Raw genomic sequence first — 23,702 nt, 5'->3', positions numbered from 1 at the left:
TTCCCGTAGGGGTGGTCCAGCCGTTTCCGGGGAGTGGATGGCGGTTCGCTGGAAACGGGTGGCCGCCCTTGTAATCTGGACGGGTGGAAGAAGGAAAGAACCTCGGCGGATACCGGCTGATCCGCAGGCTCGGCACAGGGGGTGCGGGCACCGTGTGGCTGGCGGAGGACGGCGGCGGTACTGCCGTCGCCCTCAAGGCCCTGCACCCGGCCCTGACCTCCTCCGACGCCGCGCGCGCCCGTCTGCGCCGCGAGACGCGGACGGTCAACGCCGTGCAGAGCCCGTTCGTGGCGCACATCGTCGACGCGGAGACTGACGCCTCGCAGCCCTTCGTCGTTTCCGAGTACGTCGCGGGCCCCACCCTGGCCGAGGTCGTCAAATCGGGCCCGGTCCCCATGAGGGGCGTCGCGGCGCTGTCCTTCCACTTGGCGTCGACGATCGCCGCCGTCCACCGGGCGGATGTCATCCACCGCGATATCAAGCCCTCCAATATCATCTGCTCCCAGCGCGGACCCGTCCTCATCGACTTCGGCATCGCCATGGGTGCCGAGGACGAGCACCTGACCAGCACCGGCTTAGTCTCGGGGACCGCCGGCTACACGGCTCCCGAACTGCTCGCGGGGCGCCCGCCGAGCCGCGACAGCGACTGGTGGGCGTGGTGCGCGACCCTGCTGTCCTGCGCCACTGGTAGGCCCCCTTTCGGCAGGGGGGGCATGAAGGCCACCATCCTGCGCGTCATGCAGGGCGAGCCGGATCTGGCGGGCTTGAGTCCGCGGATCGTAGCCGCCCTGAGCGCGGGCCTGGGCACCGAGCCGGAAGGGCGGCCCTCGCCCTCCCTGGTCGTCGCGGACCTCATGGACGCCGTGGGGTGGGCGCCCGGCGAGCTCGACTACGCGAGCGTCAACTGGGCGGAACTGCTCAATACCGGCGAGCGGACGGTTTCGTTGTCCTCGGATCCGCAGGAGATCGCGGCGCCCCCCCAATGGGACGAGGCGCCCGCACGCCCGTCCGCCGGCGCGGCGCTGCCAGTCGTCGATGGTCCGCCAGGGGTGGATGGCGCCGCTCAGGGCGCCTCCGGCTCCGACGAGGCGGACACCGACGGGGAAGACCCGTGGGAGTGGGACGGGGCCAGCCACACCTGGCGCTTGCACGAGGACGGCGCGGGGGAGGGTGCCGACTACGGAGGCCGGGACGGCCACGACGACGGGGCCACCGAGGTCTACCCCCCCTTGGGCTCTGACGGGGACTACGACGACGGGGCCACCGAGGTCTACCCCCTTTCGGGCTCCGGCGGGGGCGGGGGCCGGGACAGCTATGACGGCGAGACCACACGGGTGTTCCCGCCCGGCGGCTACGCCGACGGGGCCACCGAGGTCTACCCCCTTTCGGGCTCCGGCGGGGACGGGGGCCGGGACGGCTATGACGGCGAGACCACACGGGTGCTCCCGCCCGGCGGCTACGACGCCGACGCGACGCGGGTGTACCCGCCCGGGGCGCACGCGGACCCCTCGGCCTTCCCCGGTCCCCCGCAGCCCTACGCGCCGCCGTCGGGCGCCGGGCCCGGATACGCCCCCGTGCCCGCGCCCATCCCCTACCAGACGGGGCCATGGGCACCCGTAGCCGGGCAGGGCCCCCAGCAGGCGGCAGGGTGGGCGGGGGCGGTCCCGGGCGGCGCCCAGCCGGTTCCCCCCTGGGGGGCCGCGCCCGGTGACCCCGGCTCCCCGAAGACCCCCTGGCTGACCGGGGCAGCGGTCATGGCGGCGCTCGCCGTGGCGCCACTGGCGATGGGACTCGGCGGAACCCTGCTGGTGGGCGCCGTGCTCACCGCTGTCTCACTGGGAGGAGCGCTGGCCGGATGGGTCGGCCGCCGCCGCAGCAAGCACGGGGGGCCCCGCTCCAGCGACGGCCCTGTCGCCTTGCTCATGACGCCGCTGCTGACGGTGCGCTGCCTCGTGCAACTGGCCGCGGGCGTCCTCCTGGGAGGAGCCGTCCCCTACCTGCTGTGGGGGTTCGTGTCCTACTCCATCGGGGGAAGGGCGCTGTGGGAGTGGCCCGCGCGGATGATGACCGAGGTGGATCCGGTCGTGAGTGCCGATCCGTGGCTCACTGACCCCGACAGGGCGGCCATCGTCTGGGCACTGGCAGCCTGCGCCTTGGTGCTGTGCTGGCTCACTCCCTTCACGCGGGATCTCAAGAAGGGGTTCGCCCTGGGTTGCAACCGGTGGCTGCGGCCCCCCTGGGCCCGCCTCGGCGTCGTACTGGTCTGCGCCGCCATCATGATCGGCACTTGGGCGCTCGCCACAGGCGGCTGGGCGCATGCGGCGTGAAGCCCCCTTACTAGGTAGTGTTGTTCCCGTATCGAGCGGTAGAAAGGTCACTCATGGGAAACAAGTCCGCCAAGAAGGACGCGGTGCGCCTCAAGGCGCAGCAGATGCGCCAGGCCCAGGAGCGCGCCGACAGGCGAACCCGCATCATCGTGATCTCCGTCGTCACGGTGGTGGTCCTTGCCGTCGTCGCCTCCGTCGCCTACGTGATCCTGCGCCAGCGCGCCATCGTCGAGGAGGCCCGCAACGTCGATCCCGCTTCAGTCCTGGGCGACTACGCTGACGGGCGCCCCATCGTGGTCGGGCCCAACGGCGTGGGGCAGGCCGACCCGTCCCTGCCCACCCTCACCGAGTACTTCGACTACTCGTGCCACGCGTGCGCCGACACGGATGCCGCCGTCGGCGCCCAGCTCACCCAGTGGGCCGCCGAGGGGCGTTACAACATCGAGATCCAGTCGGTGACAACCGTCGGAATGGAGTACCAGAAGGCGGCCACCAGCGCCTCGCTGGTCGTCGCCCAGAAGGATCCCGACCACTGGACCGCCTTCCACCACGCGCTGCTGGCGTACTTCCGCAGCCAGTTCCAAGCGTCCAACGGGGCGGTCGTCCAGGACCTGGAGGCCTCGTGGCGCCAGGTGAAGACCATAGCCTCCGAGACGGGCGTCCCCCAGGGCGTCGTCGACACCTTCCCACTGAACGCTAGCGACGACTACCTGAAGGCGTCCACCGCCGCTTGGCAGGGTACGAACGTGGCCGGACGAGGCTCCTCCTTGGGCACCCCCGAGTTCGTCAAGGACCACGCGCGAATGATCCCGCTGACCTCGGCGGCCGAGCTCCAGCAGGCCATCGACCATGCCTTCACGCCGGGGGCGGACGGCTCCTCCTCGCAAAGCGGCGCCCAGCAGGACACCGCCGCTCAGAGCGGCGCCCAGCAGGAGGACGCGGCAGCGGAGGAATGATGCCCGGTGCGGGGCGCGCGCAAAGCCCGCACGGCCCCCGATTCGTCCCGCGCCGCCACCCGTGGCACACTAGTGCGTGTCGCGCGGTCGCGCCCGCCCGTCCGCGCCTGGCCAGATGCGATGACCCACGCCCTGGCCCAGCCCCCATGTGGGGCGGCAGTGGCGAGGCGGATCCGGGAGATTCCGGGCGCGTCCGCCCCGCGAGCACTGCCCAGCGCGGTCGCCGCCGGCTTAGCTCAGTTGGTAGAGCAGCTGTCTTGTAAACAGCAGGTCATCGGTTCGAGTCCGATAGCCGGCTCCACATGCGGAGCCCCCGCCCCAGGGCGCTTTCGACATGGCCGCCCCGTGCCGTTGAGCGCGGCGGGCCCGTCACGGAAGGCGCCAGTCGACTGGGGATGCTCCCTGCGACTCCAACAGCGAGTTGGCGGTGGAGAACGGCTTCGACCCGAAGAACCCCCGCCTTGCCGACAGCGGGGAAGGGTGTGGTGATTTCACGCACGGCGTCCGCCCGAGGCGGGCCTCGAGTGCCTGGGCGTCACGGCCCCACAGGACGGCAACCAGTGGAACGGGTGCCCCCGCCCTGTCGTGGCGCGAGACGAGCGCGTCAATGGCGCAGGCGGTGACCTCCTCCCACCCCATGCCCCGATGTGAGCCCGGTGCCCCTGGGCGGACGGTCAGGACGCGGTTGAGCAGGCACACGCCCTGCTCGCTCCACGGCGAGAGGTCGCCTGAGGAAGGGCGGGGCACCCCGAGGTCGTCGCACAACTCCGTGAAAATGTTGACAAGGGAGCGGGGCAGCGGGGTGCCGGGGGTCACGGAGAAGCTCAGCCCCATCGCGTGCCCCGGGGTCGGGTACGGGTCCTGTCCCACGATCAGGACTTTCACCTGGTCGAAGGGGTAGGTGAAGGCGCGCAGCACGTCCGTTCCCGCAGGCAGGTAACCGGTTCCCGAGGCGGCGGCGCGCGCCAACTCCTCTCCGATCTGGTGCACGCGGTCCTCGACGGGCGCCAGGGCGCGCGCCCAGCCCGGGTCGATCAGTTCTGACAGTGGTCGGGGGTTGTAGGCGTCCATGCGATCAGGGTAGCGTCCTGGTGGCGTGGAGGGGGGCGGGTGTCGCGCCGGGGAGAGCGCCTGGAACTGGGTGTGGGAAGCGCCTCGCCCTGGGCAAACCTGCCGCAGCGGCAGATTTTTCGTTAGGCTGGCACCGTGAGCTCACAGTATCCTCGGGATGAATTCGATCGTGCGGGCGAGGACATGCCAATCGGCATGCACCGCCCGCAGCCGTCCAGGTGGAAGAACGTGTGGCCGTTCCTGGTCATCCTCATCGTTGTTCCGGCCCTGGGCTGGGCCGCCGCGACCTTTTTGGCGAATCGCCAGAACGGGCAGCCGCTCGGAACCGTGACGACGGGGTCGCCCACCGCGCCCGCGCAGCAGAGCGGTACCGACACCCCCTCGTCCGAACCGACTCCGTCCGAGGATCCCACGCCTTCCCCGTCTCCGAGCACCACGACGGAGGCGCCCCCAACACCCGACTACAATGCGGCGATCCAGGTCCTCAATGGGACGGGGACCCAGGGTCTGGCTGCCAGTAACACGCAGAAGCTCAACGCCGCGGGCTACGCGGGCACCTCGGCCGCCAACGCGACTGGCTGGGATACCCAGGTCTCCACCGTGTACTACGAGGACCCCAGGATGGAGGCCACGGCCAAGGACGTCGCGGCGACGCTCGGCATCGACAACGTTCAGAGGATGGACAACATCGGGAGTCCCGACGTGGTCGTCGTCCTGCGCTGAGGCCTCTGGGCCCCGGTCCAGTGGGCGCGGCGCGCCCGTGCGGTGTGATACGCTGCACAATTAGTTTTTGTCATTCGGTCAAATTTGACGGATACTAGTGCGCGTTCCGCAACATGTTTGGGGGCTGCACCGGGTGGCCTCGCGCACTACGGAGGTCAAGGCTTTGGATCCCTCGATGTACACGGCCGCGATGGCGGCCGATCCCACGATCAGCCCCGAGACGATGCAGGACATCGCCATCAAGAGACCGGATCTGCGCGGCGCGCTCGCCACCAATCTGTCGCTCTACCCCGACCTGCGGAATTGGCTGGCGCAGGCAATGGCGCAGGCCGCCGGGCAGCAGGGGCCGGGTGGAGAGTGCGCCCAGACCGCGCAGTTCTCCTCGAACGGCCCCACCGGGAACGAGGTGGCGCAGGCAGGGCAGGTCCCCCAGGAGCAGGGAACGGCCAAGGGCTGGAACGGCGGTCAGGCCGGGTACCCGCAGGGCGGTTTCGCCGAAGCGGGCGGTCGGGGCGGCTACGCGCCAGGCGTTTTCGGCCCGGTGGACGGTCAGGCCGGGTGCCCCCAGGGCGCGGGTCCCCTGGGGGCCTACGGGGCCGGTGGCCCGGGCATCGCGGGCGCGCCGTACCCCGCGCCGAAGAAGAGGTCCAAGACCATCCTGTGGATCGCGTTCGCGGCCGTGGCCACGATCGTGGTCGCGGGCGGCGGGATCTTCGCTTTTATGAGGCTGAGCGCCGGCCCGAAGGATTACGACCTGTCCGCCGACTGGAACAAGGGCGGGCAGCAGGCGTGGACCTTCAGCCTCTCGAGCGTGTTCGCGACCGGTTCCTCGGCGCCGACCGGGTTCAAGCCCGTGGTGGCGGCACGCGGCAACCGCATGGTGCTCCTGGGCGTCGAGAACGGGACGGTCACCGCCAAGGGCTTCGACGTCTCCGGGGACCAGCCCGAGCAGAAATGGACGCAACCCGTGCAGGGCGGCGACAAGGCCGTCTCATCCCATAAGGACCCCAAGGCGCGGTGGATCGGGAGGGACCACGTGCTCGTGGATATGGGGAAGGAGTCGGTCCCCGTCCTGATCGCAGCAGAGGATGGCGAACAAACGCCTTTGACGTGGTTCGACGCCAAGGATGAGAACAGTCTCATCGTGGACTCCCCACAGGGGCCCGGGGAAGTGGTCTCGATGCAGTGCTCCCTGTCCGAGGGGGACAAGTGGAAGAGCTCTGCGGAGACCCACCCCACCTGCACCCTCTACTCGAAGACTGGCCAGAAGAGCACCGCCACGATCGCCGAGGGGGCCACGTCGAAGTTCTGGCTCCTCTCGCTGCGCGACAAGGCCCTGTACCCGTTCCCGGCGAATCTGGACCCCAGCAGCAGCAAGGACGAGAGCGCGGTCGCTTCCGTCACCGTCGGTGACATCGGCCCCGTCGAGGGACGGGGGGTCTTACAAAAGGCGAAGGGTATCGAATATTACGACATCCATGGCCAGCTGAGGGGTGCCATCGACGCGAGCACCGGCATGCCGATACCCTGCGGGAACGGGACGCGCTCCTCGAACAACTTCACCAAGCAGCTCAACGACGCCCTGGAGGGGAAGCTCACAGACACGGTGCTCGTTCTCGAGTACAACGACTCCATGCGCTACACCGGCGGGCACATCGGTGCTGACACTACGAATAAGTTCGGCGAGGAACTGCTGAAACCACTGGGGAACCTGGGGTCTCGCGTCAACACGACCCAAACTGGTTGCATTGCCTCCGGTGATGGCAAGGCACTCGCCGTAGTGGCGTTCAGCATCGAGGTCGAGGCGGGGTCCTCGAAGCCGGTGCTCGTGGGCGACGGGGTCACAGGGATCATCAATCCGGAGACGCACACGCTCACGCCGATGTCGGAGATCACGGGGGTCTCGGCCTCCAAGGCGAGCTACGCCCTGCTGGCGCGCTCCGACCTGATCGTCACAGTCGACGACTCGACGGTCAACGCTTTCAAACCCGCCAAGTGAGCGCCCACGGTTTCGCCCTGAGCGCAGCGGGGGCGTCGCCGCACCCCTCCCCTTGCACTCGCAGGGGGGGAGTGCCAGAATCGTTCCTGGCACTCCCGATGGGAGAGTGACAAAACCACCGGTCCGGTGAGGTCGGCGGCCCGCGCCGCCGACCGTCCGTCGCGGGCACCGGCCCCGATCCGCGAAGCGGAAGGAAAAACACCCAATGACCAAGATCATCAAGTTCGATGAGGACGCACGTCGCGGCATGGAGAACGGCCTCAACCTGCTGGCCGACACCGTGAAGGTGACCCTGGGCCCCAAGGGCCGCAACGTCGTGCTCGACAAGAAGTGGGGCGCCCCGACGATCACCAAGGACGGCGTGTCCGTCGCCAAGGAGATCGACTTGGAGGATCCCTTCGAGCGCATCGGCGCCGAACTGGTCAAGGAGGTCGCGAAGAAGACCGACGATGTCGCTGGTGACGGCACGACCACCGCGACGGTCCTCGCACAGTCGCTCGTCCACGAGGGCCTGCGCAACGTCGCCGCCGGTTCGAACCCGATCGCCCTCAAGCGGGGCATCGACCAGGCCGTAGACGCGATCGTCAAGCAGCTGCACGCCGACGCCAAGCCCGTCGAGACCTCCGAGCAGATCGCCGCCACCGCGTCGATCTCCGCCAACGACACCGAGATCGGCCGACTCATCGCCGAGGCCTTCGAGAAGGTCGGCTCCGAGGGCGTCGTCACCGTCGAGGAGACCAACTCCTTCGACACCACCCTGGAGACCACCGAGGGCATGCGCTTCGACAAGGGCTACCTGTCGGCGTACTTCGTCACCGACCAGGAGCGCCAGGAGGCCGTCCTGGAGGACGCCTACGTGCTGCTCATGGACTCCAAGATCTCCAACGTCAAGGACATTGTTCCCGTCCTGGAGAAGGTCATGCAGACCGGCAAGCCCTTGGCGATCATCGCCGAGGACATCGAGGGCGAGGCGCTGGCCACCCTGGTCGTCAACAAGATCCGCGGGACCTTCAAGTCCGTGGCCGTCAAGGCCCCCGGCTTCGGCGACCGCCGCAAGGCGATGCTTCAGGACATGGCGATCCTGACCGGCGGCCAGGTCATCTCCGAGACCGTCGGCCTGTCCCTGGAGAACGCCGACCTGGAGCTGCTGGGCCGCGCCCGCAAGATCGTCGTCTCCAAGGACGAGACCACTATCGTCGAGGGCGCTGGCGACAAGGACATGCTCGATGCCCGCGTGCGCCAGATCCGCCAGGAGATCGAGAACACCGACTCCGACTACGACCGCGAGAAGCTGCAGGAGCGCCTCGCCAAGCTGGCTGGCGGCGTCGCCGTCATCAAGTCCGGCGCCGCCACCGAGGTCGAGCTCAAGGAGCGTAAGCACCGCATCGAGGACGCGGTGCGCAACGCCCGCGCGGCCTCCGAGGAGGGCCTGGTCGCCGGCGGCGGCGTCGCCCTGATCCAGGCCGCCGAGAAGGCGCTGGCCTCCCTGGAGCTGGTGGGCGACGAGGCGACCGGTGTGAACATCGTCCGCCTGGCCGTTGTCTCCCCCCTCAAGCAGATCGCTGAGAACGCGGGCCTGGAGGGCGGAGTCGTCGCCGACCGCGTTGCGGGCATGGCCGCCGGCCACGGCCTCAACGCCGCGACCGGCGAGTACGGCGACCTCATGGCCGAGGGCATCTCCGACCCGGTGAAGGTCACGCGCTCCGCGCTGCAGAACGCTGCCTCCATCGCAGGCATGTTCCTGACCACCGAGGCCGTTGTGGCTGACAAGCCCGAGCCCCCGGCCCCCGCCGGCGGCGCCGACGACGGCGGCATGGGCGGCATGTACTGATCGCCCACACCTTCAGTGGATAGGGGCCGGCCCGCAGTGGGTCGGCCCCCATCCGTTTTTATCCGGGGCCGCTTCCCCTTGTCCCCTTGCTCGAAACGGAGCGTGGCCCCCTTCTGAGCGCGGGGAATCGGTGTTGGGGTGCGAAGTCGCGCCCGCCCAGGACGGTGCGGCGCATGCTCAGCCTGCGAAGAGGGCTGTGGAGCGGGCCTCGGCGTCGGAGTAGAGGGCGGCCGCGGTCTGGAGCTGTGAGGAGATGGTGTCGAGCGCCGCCTCGACCTGCGCCTGGGCGCCCTGCCACTGGGCGACCGCCCCTTGGAAGGTGGCTTGCGCGCCGCCCGACCAGGACTCGCCGAGGGCGACCAGCTGCGCCATCATCGCCTGGACCTCGGAGCGGATCTGCCCCGCGGTCGCAGTGATCTGAGTGGCTGAGGCCGCGACTTGGGCGGAATCGACCATGTAGGTGCTCATCGTTCTTCCTATCGTTCGGCACCCCGGTTGGATGCGTTAACGAAAGGTTACGATCCGTATGGAAACGATATGGAAAAGAGGCTGCTGGAATGTGGATAGTCGTGAGCGGTGACGCGTGCCTGTGGATCTGCGGTGGTGTGGATGGGCGCGGGCGGCTACGCGTACCTGTGGATCTGCGGTGATGTGGACGGGCGCGGGCGGCTGACACTCGGCTGTGTGCCAGTCGGGATGTGGATGGAACCGACGCTGATGCGCGCTTGCGGACAACAGCGCGCCGGGCGTGCGCTCCTGCCCGTCAGTCCGCCCTGCCCGTCAGTCGGCCGGAGTCGCGGGCAGGTCGAGGCTCTCCACGGCGCTCTCCAGGGAGGAGGTCGCCTCGGGCTCGTCGGCGTCCGGGGCGGGCTCGGGCGCCTTGACCGGCAGGATCCCGGTGCCTGTGGCCTCCTCGGGAGGAGGGGGGCACGGGTTCTTCTTCAGCGCGCGGCGTTTGATGATCAGAGTGCCAGTCGTCGTCGTGCGGTCGGCGCCGTAGGGCTCGTCGTCCGCCTCGTCCGCATCCGCGTCGTCGTCAGGGCCGGGGCACAACTTCGCCCGCGCGTCCTCCAGCCGCGCCAGCTCGACCTCCAGGTTCGCCCGCGCCGCGTCCTCCCAGGTGTTGCCAAGGGGCGACTGGTAGATGCGGTCGTAGCCGAGCAGGCGCTTGACCAGGGCGCAGCGCGCCTTGAGGAACTGGGGGTCATCGAGGTCGTGGAGCTCGAGGCGGAGCTTTTCGCGGAACTTCTTGTAGTCCTGCGGGCTGCACGCGAGCACCGCCAGATCCGCGTCGACGAGGACCTGCGCGTCGAAGTCGGTGCGGGGCGCGCGGTGGCGCGTGAGGAACGCGATGAGCTCGTCGATGCGCGCCACCACTTCCTCGGAGACGCCCAGTTCCGTGAGCCGGTTGTGGGCGTGGTCGATGCACCGGGCCGAGGCGACCTGCGCCTCGAAGCCTCCGAGTCTGACCTCGAGCGCCCTGTTCAGGAAAGCGCCGTGGTACCAAGCGGCGATCCGCAGCACGTCGGGGTCGTGGGCGGATAGGGAGATCTCGTCGATATGCGTGAGGACCTTGATGAGCCGGTGCAGATCGTGCAGGGCGCGGCCCTCGGCGGACCAGCGCCCAGCCAGGTCGCGCGCCTCCGCCGCGAGCGCATCCGCGGGCGCGGTAGCGCCAATCTGCTGCATGGCCTCAACGAAGGACCCCAGCAGCCACTGAGGTGCGTGGGCACCCATGACACCCTCCTTGTCAGGGAATACCCGAGACATGCTAGACCGTTGCGGCGCTGTCAGCATCTCCGGTGACCATTGCCTCGTTCTGGGGGCGTGGCAGCGGCAGCTCGATGCGGACAGTCAACCCGCCGCCCTTCGTCTTCGTGAGGGTGGCGTTGCCGTGGTGGGCGCCCAGGATTCCCGAGACGATCGCCAGTCCCAGGCCCGACCCCCCCGACTTGCGGTTGCGGGAGGAGTCGGAGCGGTAGAAGCGCTCGAAGACCCTCGACCGGTCGCGGTCCGCGATGCCCGGTCCGTGGTCGCGGAACTCCACGACGGCGTAGTCGGCCGCCGTGCCGAGGGCGATCTCGACGGGCGAGCCGGCGGGCGTGTAGCGGACGATATTGCCGATGAGGTTCGTGAACACCTGTGCGATGCGGTCGCGGTCCGCGGACACCACCAGCGACATCGGCGCCCGGCGCCCCTCCAACGAGGACAGCCCGACGGTGCGCGTCGAATCGAGGGCCTGTAGGTCGAACACGGCGTTGTCCGCCATCTTCACCAAGTCGATGTCCGTGAACTCCAGGGGCCGCCTCTCGTCGAGGCGCGCGAGGGTGAGCAGATCCTCGACAAGGGCCGCCATGCGGGTCGATTCGGAGGAGATGCGCCCCATGACATCCTCAACGCGCTCGGCGGGCACGCCGCCCATCGAGTAGAGCTCGCAGTAGCCGCTGATCGCAGCCAGCGGGGTGCGCAGCTCGTGGGAGGCGTCGGAGACGAAGCGCCGTATCTTCCTCTCCGAGGCCTGGCGCGCCTCGAAGGACTGCTCCACCTGGGTGAGCATGGAGTTCAGCGACAGGGCAAGGGAGCCGACCTCGGTCGAGGGCGGGCCCGGGCGCACTCTCTGGGTGAGGTCCCCGGCGGCGATCTTGCCCGCGGTGGACTCGATGGAGCGCAGGGGGGACAGGGAGCGCCGGACCAGCCAGTGGCCGACCCACCCTCCCGCGAAGACGATCACGACAGCCGCGATGGAGAAGTAGGCGGCGGTCGTGCGCAGGGTGTGCTGGACGTCCGTCAGGGGCAGGGCGATGGTGAGGACGCCCGTGGACGGGATGACCCCGTTCACCTCGATCGTGGTGGCCACGACCCTCCACGGGTGCCCCTCTCTGTCCGACGCGACCGTGACCGCTTGCGTGTAGCCCCTGGCGCCCGCGCGCACGTCCTCCCATTCGAGCAGTTCGGGCAGGAGGGGCGTTCCGGAGGCCGCGATGGTCTCCGGGTAGAAGGTGACTTGGTCCGGATCGATGCCGGGGTGGTGCAGGCGCAGGTAGTAGGCGGTGGGGACCGTGGACGCCGTGCCGTTGCTGGCCGCGGCCCCCGTCTGGTTGAAGAGGCGCAGCGCCGCGTCGGAGGTCAGCTGCGCGTCCACCTGGGAGATCAGGTGGCGCTGGAGGAGGCCGATCATCACGGTCCCGCTCATCGTCAGGCCCACCGCGAGCAGACCGGTGATGAGGACGACGAGCTGCGCGGACAACGGCTTGTTCGTCCACGCCCGCTCGATCCGGTCGGCCAGGCCGATCCTCTCGCTCAATCCTCAGCCCTCAGGATGTAGCCGACGCCCCGCTTGGTGTGGATGAGCTCCCCGGAGGCGCCCTCGACGGCGAGTTTGCGGCGCAGGTAGGAGATGTAGGACTCGACGATGGCGACTTCGCCGTCCCAGTCGTACTCCCACACGTGGTCGAGGATCTGCATCTTGGACACGACGCGGCCGGCGTTGATGACCAGGTACCGCAGCAGTTTGAACTCGGTGGGGGACAGGTCGATGTCGACCCCGGCCCGTGTCACCTCGTGCGCGTCCTCGTCGATGACCAGGTCGCCGACGCGCAGTTTGCCGTCCTCGTCGTCGCCCCCCATCGTGCGGCGCAGGATCGCGCGGATGCGGGCGACCACCTCCTCGAGGCCGAAGGGCTTGGTGACGTAGTCGTCGCCGCCGACCGTCAGGCCCTGGATCTTGTCGCGCATGTCGTCGCGCGCGGTGAGGAAGAGGACGGGCGTGGTCAGCCCGGCGTCCCGCAGCCGGCGCGTCACCGTGAAGCCGTCCATGTCGGGCAGCATGACGTCGAGGACGATGAGGTCGGGGCGCACGGCCTGCGCCTCGTGGAAGGCGGAGGAGCCGTCCTCGGCGGTGGAGACGTCGAAACCGGCGAAACGCAGGGACGAGGCGAGTAGGTCGCGGATATTGGGCTCGTCATCGACGACGAGGAGCTTTGCTTCGGGAGCGGGTGCGGTCATGGGGATATTCTTCACGAACATCCTGAATATTTCCTGTGAGGTAGGTGGATGGTGGCGCCGTGGTGGATAATTCAGGAAGACCGCAACCCGAAAGGAATCCAATGGCCGATCTGATGGCCCCCGACTCCGTGTCCTTCACCCCTGTGTCGAGCGCGCTGGCGAAGGTCCGCCTCGCCACCAGCGCAGTCGTCCTCGCCGTCCTCGCCGCTGGAATCGCGGTCGCGGCACTCGCCTCGGACGAGCCGGGGTTGTGGCGCTGGGAGGCCGTTCCAGTGTGCCTCATGGCCTGGCTGTGCTGGCTGGTGCCCCGGCAGGTTCGCGCCATCGGCTTCGCCGAGGGGCCCGACGAGTTCATCATCCGGCGGGGCGTCATGTTCCGCTCGATGACGATGGTCCCCTACGGGCGCATCCAGTACGTCGATATCGCGCAGGGCCCGATCGCCCGCTTCTTCGGGATCGCGCAGATCAAACTCTCCACGGCCTCGGCGACCACCGACGCCACCCTGGACGGCGTGCCGGCCGCAGATGCCTCGCGCCTGCGCGACGCCCTCGCCAAGCGCGGCAGCGCGGAGTTGATGGGCCTGTGAGCGCCGAGTCCCGTTCGATCACGGCCGACGGGGTCGCTGCCGACGCCTGGCACCGCGTCCACCCGGTGTCCCCCATCATCAACGCCTGGCAGGTGATCGCCGCGCTCGTGGCCATCGTCACATACCGGGGCGTGAGCGCCTACAGCAGCGGCGCCCCCTCGGGCTGGGAGCTCCTGAACGGAATCGCGGAGGCGCTCCACCTGCGCGGGGTCCTCATGGCCGCGGTCGCCGTCATCGTCGCCGTCCTGGTCGTCAGCGGCCTCTACTCGTGGCTCCAGTGGCGGGCGACAGCCTACGCCGTCGACGGCGGCGCCGTCTGGTTCCGCTCTGGGATCGTCTTCCGCACTAACCGGCACGCCCGCCTCGACCGCATCCAGTCCGTCGACATCCACTTGCCGCTGCTCGGACGGATCCTGGGGCTGGGGAGGCTGAGCATCGAGGTCGCCGGGGGCGCGGGCTCGAGCTTCACCATCGGCTTCCTGCGCGCCACCGAACTCGACGAGCTGCGCGCCCACATCCTGGCGCTCGCGGCGGGGCTGGAGATCGGCCCCGCGGGGGAGGGCGCCCAACCAGGAGCCCCGGCGCACCCGGTCGTTGATTCCCCCGGCCGCGTGTCCGGCGCCCTGGAGGCCGCGGCCGCCCGCGGCAGCGCCAGGCGCGGCGCCTTCACCTCCTCCGCCCCCATCGCACCGGAGAGCGTTCTCTACGAGGTCGGGGCCGGTCCGCTGATCGGCTCGCTCCTGCTAACGGTCCCGGTCGTGCTCCTGCTCCTCGTCCTCGTGGCGGTGCTGGCGGGGTCCGCATGGGCGATTGCCGCGCAGGGGGCGGTGGCCCTGCCGTCGCTGTTCGCGGTGGTGCCGATGGTGGTGGCGTCGGGGTCGGTGCTGTGGGGGCGCTTCAACGCCGAGTTCGCCTTCACTGCGGCCGCCAGTCCGGACGGAATCCGCATCCGCAGGGGCCTGACCGACTCACGGAACCAGACGATCCCGCCCGGGCGCATCCACGCCATCGAGATCCGCCAGCCCCTGCTGTGGCGCCTCACGGGCTGGTACCGCGTCACGATGACCCAGGCCGGCAACTCGGTCAAGATCGGCAAGGAGAACAACGGCGGGAAGAACGAGGCGGTGAGCGCCCGGGTGCTGCTGCCGGTGGGGAGCCGGGCCCAGGCGGAACTGGCCATCTGGATGGTCGTCAAGGACCTGGGGGTCCCCGACCCGGTGGCCTTCGTCGATTCCGTCTTCGCCCCGGTCCACGCCGGGGCGGGCGCCCACTTCACGCAGGTGCCTTCCCGGGCGCGCCTCGTCGACCCCTTCGTGCGCCGGCGCCGCGCCTACGCCCTCACCGGCTCGCTCTTCGTGATACGCGATGGGTGGCTCACGCGCCGCTGCGCGTTGATCCCTTTGGCGCGCATCCAATCCACGCACATCCTCCAGGGGCCCGTTGAGCGCCGCCTCGACGTGGCGACCGTGCGCGCGGACCTGGTCCCCGGTGTCGTGTCCCACACCGCCAGGCACGTGGACCGTCGCGGCGCGCAACTGCTGTGGAAGCGCCTCGAGGGCGCCTCCCGGGTGCGCCGCGAGGCCGAGCCGCCGGAGAAGTGGATGCGCCGCGCCCTGGCCGCGCGCGACCACGCGGCCGCGCCCGAGGGGGAGGGGGCGTGAGCGCCCGGGCCGGCCGACTGGGCGTCGGTGTCATCGGCATGGGCCACGTCGGGCCCGTCATCGCCAGTGCGCTGCGCGCCGCGGGGCACAGCATCGTCGCCGTTTCCGCGTCGTCGGACGCCTCCCGGGAGAGGGTGGACGCGATGTTGCCCGGTGTGCCCATCGAGGAGGTCCCGGTCGTCGTCGAGCGCAGCGAGGTGGTCGTCCTGGCGGTCCCCGACGACCAGATCGGCCCCCTCGTGACGGGGCTCGCCCGGTCGGGCGCCTGGCAGACGGGGCAGATCGTCATCCACCTCTCCGGGGCCCACGGCGTGTCAGTCCTGGACGGGGCGGCCAGCCAGGGCGCCATCCCCCTGGCCATCCACCCCGCGATGACTTTCACGGGGACCAGTGTGGACGTGCGCCGACTGGTGGGCGCCCCCTTCGCGGTGACCGGTGCCGCGCCCTTCCTCCCGATCGCGCAGGCACTCGTCGTCGAGATGGGGGGCGAGCCCGTGGTGGTCGATGAGGAGCACCGCCCGCTCTACCACGCGGGCCTCACCCACGGCGCGAACTTCATCGCCGGCATCGCGAACCAGACGATGCGGATCCTGGGCGAGGCGGGCGTCGAGGACCCGGCGCGCTACGCCAGGCCCCTGCTGGAGGCGGCCCTGGACAGGGCGCTCACCGAGGGCGTGGCTGGCATCTCGGGGCCCGTGCCCCGCGCCGACGCGGGCACAGTGGCCGCCCACGTGCGGGCGCTCGGCGCCAGCACGGGCCTGCGCGGGGAGCTCGACACCTACGCGTCGATGACCCGGGCCCTGGTCGCCCTCCTCCAGGACGCGCGCCTGCTCGACGAGCGGCGGGCCACGGAGCTGCTGGCGGCCCTGCTCCAGTAGTGAAAAGCCGGACTCGATTGGCACCGGCGGGCCGCGCCGGACGACAATGGGACTATGACTACCCGTCCACGCCTGGTGCGGACCCGCACCGAACTCGCCGACGCCCTGGGGGCGCTGGGGGGCACCCGCGCCCTTGTGATGACGATGGGCGCCCTCCACGAAGGACACCTGCAACTGGTCCGCGAAGCCCGCGTGCTCGCCGATCACGTCGTTGTCTCCATATTCGTCAACCCCACCCAGTTCGCGCCCGGTGAGGACTTCGACGCCTACCCGCGCACGCTCGACGCCGACATGGAGGCCCTGGCCGGCGTCGGCGCCGACCTCGTGTGGGCGCCCGGGCCCGCCGACGTCTACCCCGCTCCGGTGCGCGCCACCATCGACCCGGGCCCCGTCGCCCGTGTCCTCGAGGGCGCGTCCAGGCCCACGCACTTCGCGGGCGTGGCGCTGGTGTGCACGAAGGCCGTGAACTTGGTGCGCCCGGATGTGGCGCTCTACGGCCTCAAGGACGCCCAGCAGTTGGCGGTCCTGCGGACTGTGTTCGAGGGTCTCGACGTTCCCGTGCGCCTCCACCCGGTCCCGATCGTGCGCGACCACGACGGCGTCGCGCTGTCGAGCCGCAACCGCTACCTGGCCGACGACGAGCGGGCGAGGGCGCGGGCGCTGCCCGAGGCGCTGTCGTTGGCGGTCGCCGCCGCCCGGGGAGGGGCCGGGGCCGCGCGGGCCGTGGAGGCGGCGCGCGAGCGCATCGAGGCGGAGGGCGGGATCGCCATCGACTACATCGCCGTCGTGGACGACGGCACCTTCGACGTGCTGGCGGGCACGGGGAGCGCGGCCTCCCAGGTGGCGGCCGACCCGGGCCCCGCCACCATCGCCGAGGGCGGACTGCGCGCGTGCCGCGTCCTGGTGGCCGCGCGAGTGGGCACCACCCGCCTCATCGACAATATGGAGTTGCCCCTGATCTGCGAGGAGGCTGGCGCGTGAGCGAGATGATGCGCGAAATGGTGGTCGGGAAGATCCACCGCGCCACGGTGACCGGCGCGGACCTCCACTACGTGGGCTCCATCACGGTGGACGAGGACCTGCTGGACGCCGCGAACATCGTCCCCGGTCAGAAGGTCGACATCGCGGACATCGACAACGGGGCGCGCTTGGCGACCTACACGATCGCGGGCCCCCGCGGCAGTGGCGTCGTCCAGCTCAACGGCGCGGCGGCCCACCTGGTGTCCGTCGGCGACCTGGTCATCATCATGGCCTACGCGCACGTCCCCGAGTCGCAGGCGCGCACGATGGCGCCGTCGGTGGTGTTCGTGGACGCGGACAATCGCGTCGTCGAGGCGGGGGGCCACCCGGGGGCCGTCCCGGAGGAGTCGGCCCGCGCGCGCGAGCTCGGCCTGCGCTCGTCGGGCGCGTGAGGCGGCGGCGGTGGCGCGGCGCGCAAGAGGGGCCGGACGGGGCAGGGAGTCCTACCACGCCGGGCTGACCCCCGGCGCCGTCGTCGAGGAGGCGCTGGAAATGTCCCGGGGGACGGGGATCCAGGGGTGGTCGATGCGGGACCTCGGGGCGCGCCTGGGCGTGTCGGCGTCCGTGGTCCACCACCATGTGGGGACCCGCGAGGCGCTGACGGCGCGCGTCGTCGGACGGGTCCTCGACCTGGTGGGGCTGCCCACGGAGGCGATGGAATGGCGCGAGTGGTTCCGCAGGGCCCTGCTGCCCGCGCGGCCGGTCCTGTCCGCCTACCCGGGGACGGCGCGCTGGCTGCTCATGCACTCCGCGGCGCTGCCGGAACTGGGACCGGTCGTGGACTCGGGGATCGCCAGCGTCCAACGGGCGGGCTTCGGGGGGAACTCGGCCCTGGTCTTCGCATGCGTCGTCAATGCCGCGATGATGACGATCGCCACGGCGGACGACCGCGCCCTCCACGGGGACCAGGTGCCCGCCGATCATGCGCTGCTGATGGAGGGGCTGTCCGAGGCCGCCGCGGCGAGCCCGGGGATCGCTCTGCTGTCCGCGGATCTGATCGCCCAGTTCGCTGGGACGCCGCGCGAGCGCGACATCGCCTTCGACCGCTACTACCGATTCGTCGTCGAGGCGATGATGGACGGACTGGAGCTGCGGTTGCTCGGCACGGTCCACCGGCCGCCGAACTCCCAGGTTCTGTAGGGGTCGCGCGGCTCCCGGTGCGGTCCTGCGCGCGACGATCCGTCCAACGCCACCATGGGGCATCCCTGGGTGCGGCGGCCCGGAGGTCCGCCCATTGCAATTAGAACAGTGTTCGAATAGACTTCGGTCACATGGTCCACATACGCGGGCGCCGGAGGTCGGCACCCCGGACCAGTCGAGGAAGTGAGACGCATGGAAGCCGCAAAGGAGAACAGGGCTCAGCCCGACGCGTGGGCAGGGGAGACGGCAGGGGCAGGGGCCGGGGCGGACGCTGGAACGGCGGCCGCAGCCGGAGGGCGAACCAGTGCGGACGGCACGGGGCTCCAGGCGCAGGTCGGAGTCGTCCTGGCCGCCGTGTTCCTCACCTACGTCGGGCAATCCACCCTCAACCCCGTCATCGCGCCCCTCTCACGGCTGGTGGGGCTCAAGGAATGGCAGATCGGCCTCACCATCTCCGTCGCGGCGCTCATGGTGGTCCTGACCAGTCAGGCGTGGGGCAAGCGCTCCCAGTCGATGGGGCGCAAACCTGTGCTCGTGATCGCGCTCGCCGTGGCAGCCGTCTCCATGGGGGCCTTCGCCCTCGTCTCGCACCTCGGCGTCACGGGCGCCCTGACCGGAGCGCCCTTGTTCGCCCTCTTCATCATCATCCGGGGCGTCATCTTCGGCGCCGCGCTGGCGGCAGTGCTCCCCACCGCGCAGGCGTGCATCGCCGACGCCACCACCACTGAGGAGTCCCGAGTCCGCGGCATGGCCGGTGTCGGGGCCGCCCAGGGGCTCGCCTCGATCGCGGGCGCGCTCATTGGCGGAGCGCTATCGGGCTTGTCCCTGCTCGTCTCCGTCGACGCCGTCCCCGTGTTCCTACTCATCGGCCTCCTGGTCGTCGCGGCCGCCCTGCGCAAGGAGTCCCGCACCACCTTGATCGCCAAGCCCGCCAGAGTCAGCCCACGCGACCCACGCGTGTGGCCCTACCTGGTCGCAGGCTTCGGGATGTTCAGCGCCCTCGGCCTCGTCCAAGTCGTCACGGGCTTCCTCGTGCAGGACCGGCTCGGCTTGGACGCCGACGCGACCGGGCTCATCACCGGGGGCGCCCTGCTGGCAGCGGGCGTCGGGATGGTCCTGGCCCAGAGCGTCATAGTTCCCGTGTCGAAATGGTCGCCGCCCGCACTTCTGCGCGCCGGGTCCCTGACGGCCGCCATCGGGTTCGGACTGCTCTTCTTCGACGCCGGTCTGGCCGCCCTGATCGTCTCCGTCGCCATCATCGGCGTCGGCATCGGAATGGCGATGCCCGGATACACCGCTGGCCCGACCCTGCGCATGAGCCGCGAGGAGCAGGGCGGATTGGCGGGCCTCATCGGCGCGACCAACGGGCTCACCTACGTCGTCGCCCCCACGCTCGGCACCTTCCTCTACGGGGTGGCGCCCGCGCTGCCCATCGTCATCGGAGCGGCAATGCTTGCGGGAGTCCTCGTCTTCGTCTGCGCGCACAGCAGCTTCCGCAGGCCCTCCGGCCAGGGCGCCGGGTAGGGCCCCGGGCCCCGTCCGCGCGGCCCCAGTGGCGCAGGGGCCCTCCCCGAGGGTTTCACAGTGGTTCACCCCCTGAACCCCCCTGGTGCGCTGCCCCCCGGCCCGGCTAGCCATGCAGTACCTGGACATCGAGGCGGGGGGACGCATGGCAACACGATCGCGCAGGCGCTTGCGCGACACCCTGACGGGGTACGCGCTGCTCGCCCCTTCGCTGCTGGGGGTCGTCGCCTTCATGGCAGTGCCCATCCTCGTCGTCTTCTGGCTCAGCGTCCACAAATGGGACCTCATCGGCGAGCCCTCCTACGTGGGCTCCTCCCAGATCGCCTCCGTCCTGTCGGACCCGGGCTTCCTCTCGTCGCTGGGCACCACCGTGCTCCTCGTCGTCCTCGTGGTGCCAGCCCAGATCGTCCTCGGGCTCCTCCTGGCGAACCTGCTCACCAAAGGCGTCAAGGGGACGACCGCCTTCCGCGCCCTCGTCGTCATCCCGTGGATCGCCCCGCCGCTGGCCCTGGGCGTCGTCTGGTCGTGGGTATTCGCCCCCACAGGCGGCCTGCTCAGCGCCATCGCCGGCCAGCGCCTCGAGATCCTCGTGTCGCCCACGTGGGCGCTGCCCGCCGCCGCCTTCGTCGTCATCTGGGGCAACGTCGGATACACCGCCCTCTTCTTCATCGCGGGCCTGCTGTCGATCCCCAAGGAGCTCGTCGAGGCGGCCACCGTCGACGGCGCCAGTTCCTCCCAGATCTTCTGGCGCATCAAGATGCCGCTGCTGCGCCCCACCTTCTTCTTCGTCTCCGTCACGTCCGTGATCTCGGTGTTCAACCTCTTCGACCAGATCTACGCGCTCACGAAAGGCGGTCCGGACGGCGCCACAGAAGTCCTCGCCTACAAGATCTACCAAGAGGCGTTCGAGACCGGGAACCTCGGGCGCGCCGCCGTCATGGCCGTGGTCATGATGCTCATCCTCATGGCGATCACCCTCGCCCAGAACCTCTACTTCCGTTCGAGGACCACCTATGAGCTCGTCTAGCACTCGGCGCGGCCCGCTGGCCGCCCTCGGCATCTACCTGGGGCTGTCCGCCGCCGCGCTCATCATGGCGGCGCCGCTGCTCTTCAGTTTCATGACGGCCTTCAAGTCCCCCAAGGACTTCGCGTCCCACTCGCCCTTCGCCCTGCCCTCCCCCTTCTCGCTGGAGTCCTTCGGCGCCGTCCTGGGCGGGCGCATCGCCTTCGGCGGGGCCATCGCCACGACCCTGGCGGTGGTGGTCGTCATGGTCGCAGGACAACTGGTCTCCTCCGTGATGGCGGCCTACGCCTTCGCCCGCATCGACTTCCCCGGCAGGGACCTGGTCTTCTGGCTGTTCCTGGCCACCATGATGATCCCCGCCACCGTCCTGGTGGTCCCGCTGTACCTCATGCTGGCCAGGATGGGGTTGAACAACACCTTCTGGGGCATCGTGATCCCCTTCGTCTTCGCCTCGCCCTACGCGGTGTTCCTGCTCCGCCAGTCCTTCAAGCAGATCCCGCAGGAGCTCATCGACGCCGCCACCCTGGACGGCGCCGGGACCTGGAGGATCCTGTGGTCCCTGGTCCTGCCCATGTCCAAACCCATCCTGGCCACCCTCACACTCATCACCGTCGTCAGCCACTGGAACTCCTTCATGTGGCCGCGCATCATCGCCGCCCAGCGCCCCAAGGTCATCACCGTCGCCACGGCGGCCCTCCAGAGCCAGTACAACGCGAACTGGACCTACGTCATGGCGGCCACCACTATCGCACTGGTCCCCCTCATCGCCCTGTTCATCGCGTTCCAGCGCCAGATCGTGGGCTCCATCGCCCTCACCGGACTGAAGTAACACCACCGCCTGAAGGAGGCACCCCACATGAAACGACGTATCACAGGCGCGAGCGCCGCGATCGCGGCGGCACTGGCCCTGGCGGCATGCTCGGGCGGCCAGCCCGCCGGCCAATCGGGCGCGGGCGGATCCCTGACATTCCGCCTCTGGGACGAGCAGGCCGCCAGGGCGTACGAGGCCGCCACGGGGATCGACGTCTCCGTCGAGGTCGTGCCCTGGAACGACTACTTCACCGGCATCCGCAACGAGATCGCCGCAGGCGCCGGCCCCGACGTCTTCTGGTCCAACACGAACAACTACTCGGAGTACGCCAAGGGCGGCAAACTGGTGAACATGAACGAGGTGTTCTCCGAGGCCGAGCGCGCCTCGTGGCTGGACACCGCCGTCAGCCAGTACACGGTCGACGGGCAGATCTACGGCGCCCCGGTCATCACCGACCCCTCCGTGGCCCTCTACTACAACAAGGAACTGCTGGACCGCGCGGGGGTGGGCGTCGAGGAGCTCGACGGCCTCGCGTGGGATCCCGCGGCGCCGTCCGACTCCCTGCGCGATATCGCCAAGCGCCTCACGCTCGACTCGTCGGGCCGCAACGCGGCCGATCCCGGATTCGACCCGAACGCGGTCGTCCAGTACGGGTACAACGCCGCCCTCGACGGGCAGGCGATGCTCTTCCCCTACCTGGGGTCCAACGGCGCGTCGCTGCAGGACGCCGACGGGCGCTTCACCTTCGCCAGCCCCGAGGGCGAGGCCGCCATCGGCTACCTGGTGGACCTGGTGAACAAGGACCACGTCGCCCCCTCCGCCGCCGACACCAACGACAACGGCGACTTCAGCCGCGACCAGTTCCTCCAGGGCAAGATGGCCCTCTTCCAGTCCGGCGCGTACAACCTGGCGAACGTCCAGGAGGGCGCGGGCTTCACGTGGGGCCTGGCGCCCCAGCCGAAGGGCCCCAAGGGCGCGGTGACCGTGGGCAACTCGGTGGTCGCCGTCGCCAACGCCGCGGACGCCTCGAAGTCCGACGGGCAGAAGAAGCTGCTCGAATGGCTGGCGGGCCCCGAGGGCGGGCGCGCCCTGGGCGCCGTGGGAGTCGGTTTCCCCGCGAACGCCGAGGCGCAGGACTCCTGGTCCCAGTACTGGTTCGGCAAGGGCGTGGACGTCACGGTCATGGCCACCAAGCCCACCGGGACGATCACCGCGCCCTTCGGCGCGAAACTCGGTGCCGCCATGGACGCCTACAACAAGGAGCTCAAGGAGGTCTTCCTGGGCCGCGTCGGCGTCCCCGAGGGGGTCCAAGCCGCGCAGGACGCCGCCAACAAGGCAGTCGACGAGTGAGCGCCCAAGCGTTCGCCTCGGTCCTGGGCGTCTACGCGCACCCCGATGACGCCGACGTCGACGCGGGCGCCACCATCGCCCGCCTCGCCCGGCAAGGGGCCCGCGTCACCCTGGTGGTCGTCACCGACGGGGGAGCGGGCGGGTTCGAGGCCGACGGCCAGTCCTCGATGGGGGGACGGCGCCGGGCCGAGCAGCGCGAGGCGGCACGGGCACTGGGCGTGTCGGAGGTGGTGTTCCTGGACGGGTACGCCGACGGGCACGTCAAGGAGGATCCGCGCCTCACGCGCGACCTGGTGCGCCAGATCCGCTTGTGGCGCCCGCAGCTGGTCCTGTCCTTGTCCCCGGAGTACAACTGGGACTCCATCCACGCCAACCACCCCGACCACCGCGCCGTCGGCGCGGCGCTGGTCGACGCCGTCTACCCCGCTGCCCGCAACCCCTTCGACTACCGCGACCTGCTGGGCGGCGGGCTCGAGGCCCACGCCGTGGACGAGGTGTGGTTCCAGGGCGGGCCCGCCGTCAACCACGTCGCCCCCGTCGAGGAGCGGGACTTGGAGGCGAAAGTCCGTGCGGTGCGGTGCCACGCCAGCCAGTTTCCCGATATGGACGGCATCGAGGCCCACATCCGCGCGGCTGCGGCGCGCGCGGGGGAGGGGCTGCCGGGCGCGCCGCTGGGCGAGGGCTTCTTCAGGTGGGTGGTGGCGGGCTGAATGCTGACCGATTTGTAGTTTTTGGTCACATAGTGTTGTGGCGGCCGACTCGGGTTGGTTACGGTGGATCGCACCAGTTGTTGGG

21 protein-coding genes and 1 tRNA gene are annotated in these 23,702 nt (G+C 70.2%); 17 read left to right on the top strand and 5 right to left on the bottom strand.

The genetic code is table 11. From position 1 onward, the window contains the following. The first annotated feature begins 83 nt into the window (after nucleotides 1-83). The 3 genes from G447_RS12740 (at nucleotide 84) to G447_RS0100825 (ending at nucleotide 3,584) form a co-directional block, all read left to right on the top strand. Nucleotides 84-2,327: a protein kinase domain-containing protein gene (locus tag G447_RS12740; protein ID WP_026429685.1), complete on the top strand. Its 2,244-nt coding sequence runs from the start codon at nucleotides 84-86 to the stop codon at nucleotides 2,325-2,327. A 53-nt stretch (nucleotides 2,328-2,380) separates the two neighbouring features. Further along, nucleotides 2,381-3,283, top strand: a complete 903-nt coding sequence (locus tag G447_RS0100830; RefSeq protein ID WP_005870229.1) for a DsbA family protein — start codon at nucleotides 2,381-2,383, stop codon at nucleotides 3,281-3,283. Nucleotides 3,284-3,508: 225 nt separating this feature from the next. Next, nucleotides 3,509-3,584 (top strand) — tRNA-Thr (locus G447_RS0100825). Nucleotides 3,585-3,652: 68 nt separating this feature from the next. On the opposite strand, the gene G447_RS0100820 is transcribed toward G447_RS0100825, so the two are convergent. Beyond that, nucleotides 3,653-4,354, bottom strand: a complete 702-nt coding sequence (locus tag G447_RS0100820) for a uracil-DNA glycosylase (protein WP_005870221.1) — start codon at nucleotides 4,352-4,354, stop codon at nucleotides 3,653-3,655. Nucleotides 4,355-4,537: 183 nt separating this feature from the next. Here G447_RS0100820 and G447_RS0100815 point away from each other — a divergent pair, with 183 nt between their 5' ends. The 3 genes from G447_RS0100815 (at nucleotide 4,538) to groL (ending at nucleotide 8,907) form a co-directional block, all read left to right on the top strand. Further along, nucleotides 4,538-5,077 carry a LytR C-terminal domain-containing protein gene (locus G447_RS0100815; RefSeq protein WP_034475886.1) on the top strand — a complete coding sequence of 180 codons (540 nt, stop codon included), beginning with the start codon at nucleotides 4,538-4,540 and terminating at the stop codon, nucleotides 5,075-5,077. A gap of 133 nt (nucleotides 5,078-5,210) precedes the next feature. Beyond that, entirely contained in the window at nucleotides 5,211-7,076 is a 1,866-nt protein-coding gene (locus G447_RS0100810; RefSeq protein WP_243442269.1) for a variant leucine-rich repeat-containing protein, read from the top strand. Nucleotides 7,077-7,281: 205 nt separating this feature from the next. Then, nucleotides 7,282-8,907: a chaperonin GroEL gene (gene groL, locus G447_RS0100805; protein ID WP_005870231.1), complete on the top strand. Its 1,626-nt coding sequence runs from the start codon at nucleotides 7,282-7,284 to the stop codon at nucleotides 8,905-8,907. A 177-nt stretch (nucleotides 8,908-9,084) separates the two neighbouring features. On the opposite strand, the gene G447_RS0100800 is transcribed toward groL, so the two are convergent. The 4 genes from G447_RS0100800 to G447_RS0100785 form a co-directional block, all read right to left on the bottom strand. Then, the gene (locus tag G447_RS0100800; RefSeq protein ID WP_005870244.1) at nucleotides 9,085-9,375 is read right to left on the bottom strand and encodes a WXG100 family type VII secretion target; all 291 of its coding nucleotides are present in this window, start codon (nucleotides 9,373-9,375) and stop codon (nucleotides 9,085-9,087) included. Between the two features lie 312 nt (nucleotides 9,376-9,687). Further along, entirely contained in the window at nucleotides 9,688-10,644 is a 957-nt protein-coding gene (locus G447_RS0100795) for an HD domain-containing protein (protein ID WP_005870223.1), read from the bottom strand. Between the two features lie 34 nt (nucleotides 10,645-10,678). Beyond that, complete coding sequence (locus G447_RS0100790; RefSeq protein ID WP_026429682.1) at nucleotides 10,679-12,211, bottom strand: sensor histidine kinase; 1,533 nt, start codon at nucleotides 12,209-12,211, stop codon at nucleotides 10,679-10,681. Further along, entirely contained in the window at nucleotides 12,208-12,933 is a 726-nt protein-coding gene (locus G447_RS0100785; RefSeq protein ID WP_034475884.1) for a response regulator transcription factor, read from the bottom strand. The genes G447_RS0100790 and G447_RS0100785 overlap by 4 nt, the downstream gene beginning before the upstream one ends. A gap of 80 nt (nucleotides 12,934-13,013) precedes the next feature. Between G447_RS0100785 and G447_RS0100780 the strand changes: the two genes are divergently transcribed. From G447_RS0100780 to G447_RS0100730, 11 genes are all read left to right on the top strand, one after another. Continuing rightward, on the top strand, nucleotides 13,014-13,499 hold the full coding sequence (locus G447_RS0100780; protein ID WP_026429680.1) for a PH domain-containing protein: 486 nt from the start codon (nucleotides 13,014-13,016) through the stop codon (nucleotides 13,497-13,499). Beyond that, nucleotides 13,496-15,160, top strand: a complete 1,665-nt coding sequence (locus G447_RS0100775) for a PH domain-containing protein (RefSeq protein WP_026429679.1) — start codon at nucleotides 13,496-13,498, stop codon at nucleotides 15,158-15,160. The genes G447_RS0100780 and G447_RS0100775 overlap by 4 nt, the downstream gene beginning before the upstream one ends. Beyond that, a complete protein-coding gene (locus tag G447_RS0100770; RefSeq protein WP_026429678.1) occupies nucleotides 15,157-16,038 on the top strand; it encodes a Rossmann-like and DUF2520 domain-containing protein in 882 nt (293 codons plus the stop codon). The genes G447_RS0100775 and G447_RS0100770 overlap by 4 nt, the downstream gene beginning before the upstream one ends. Nucleotides 16,039-16,092: 54 nt before the next feature. Further along, nucleotides 16,093-17,019 (top strand): pantoate--beta-alanine ligase, encoded by a 927-nt coding sequence (gene panC, locus G447_RS0100765; RefSeq protein ID WP_026429677.1) that lies wholly within the window; start codon nucleotides 16,093-16,095, stop codon nucleotides 17,017-17,019. After that, nucleotides 17,016-17,450, top strand: coding sequence for an aspartate 1-decarboxylase (panD, locus tag G447_RS0100760; protein ID WP_026429676.1), 435 nt, complete (start codon nucleotides 17,016-17,018; stop codon nucleotides 17,448-17,450). Before panC ends, panD begins: the two co-directional genes overlap by 4 nt. Before the next feature lie 10 nt (nucleotides 17,451-17,460). Then, complete coding sequence (locus G447_RS0100755) at nucleotides 17,461-18,198, top strand: TetR/AcrR family transcriptional regulator (protein ID WP_026429675.1); 738 nt, start codon at nucleotides 17,461-17,463, stop codon at nucleotides 18,196-18,198. A 192-nt stretch (nucleotides 18,199-18,390) separates the two neighbouring features. Next, nucleotides 18,391-19,722 carry an MFS transporter gene (locus G447_RS0100750; RefSeq protein ID WP_026429674.1) on the top strand — a complete coding sequence of 444 codons (1,332 nt, stop codon included), beginning with the start codon at nucleotides 18,391-18,393 and terminating at the stop codon, nucleotides 19,720-19,722. Between the two features lie 145 nt (nucleotides 19,723-19,867). Beyond that, entirely contained in the window at nucleotides 19,868-20,749 is an 882-nt protein-coding gene (locus tag G447_RS0100745; RefSeq protein WP_026429673.1) for a carbohydrate ABC transporter permease, read from the top strand. Next, nucleotides 20,736-21,575, top strand: coding sequence for a carbohydrate ABC transporter permease (locus G447_RS0100740; RefSeq protein ID WP_026429672.1), 840 nt, complete (start codon nucleotides 20,736-20,738; stop codon nucleotides 21,573-21,575). Before G447_RS0100745 ends, G447_RS0100740 begins: the two co-directional genes overlap by 14 nt. A gap of 27 nt (nucleotides 21,576-21,602) precedes the next feature. Next, a complete protein-coding gene (locus G447_RS0100735) occupies nucleotides 21,603-22,907 on the top strand; it encodes an ABC transporter substrate-binding protein (protein ID WP_026429671.1) in 1,305 nt (434 codons plus the stop codon). Then, entirely contained in the window at nucleotides 22,904-23,617 is a 714-nt protein-coding gene (locus G447_RS0100730) for a PIG-L deacetylase family protein (protein ID WP_026429670.1), read from the top strand. The genes G447_RS0100735 and G447_RS0100730 overlap by 4 nt, the downstream gene beginning before the upstream one ends. Nucleotides 23,618-23,702 lie beyond the last annotated feature (85 nt).

The organism is Schaalia georgiae DSM 6843 (genome assembly GCF_000429245.1).
GTDB lineage: Bacteria > Actinomycetota > Actinomycetes > Actinomycetales > Actinomycetaceae > Pauljensenia > Pauljensenia georgiae.
This window is presented reverse-complemented; position numbering and strand designations above follow the sequence as displayed.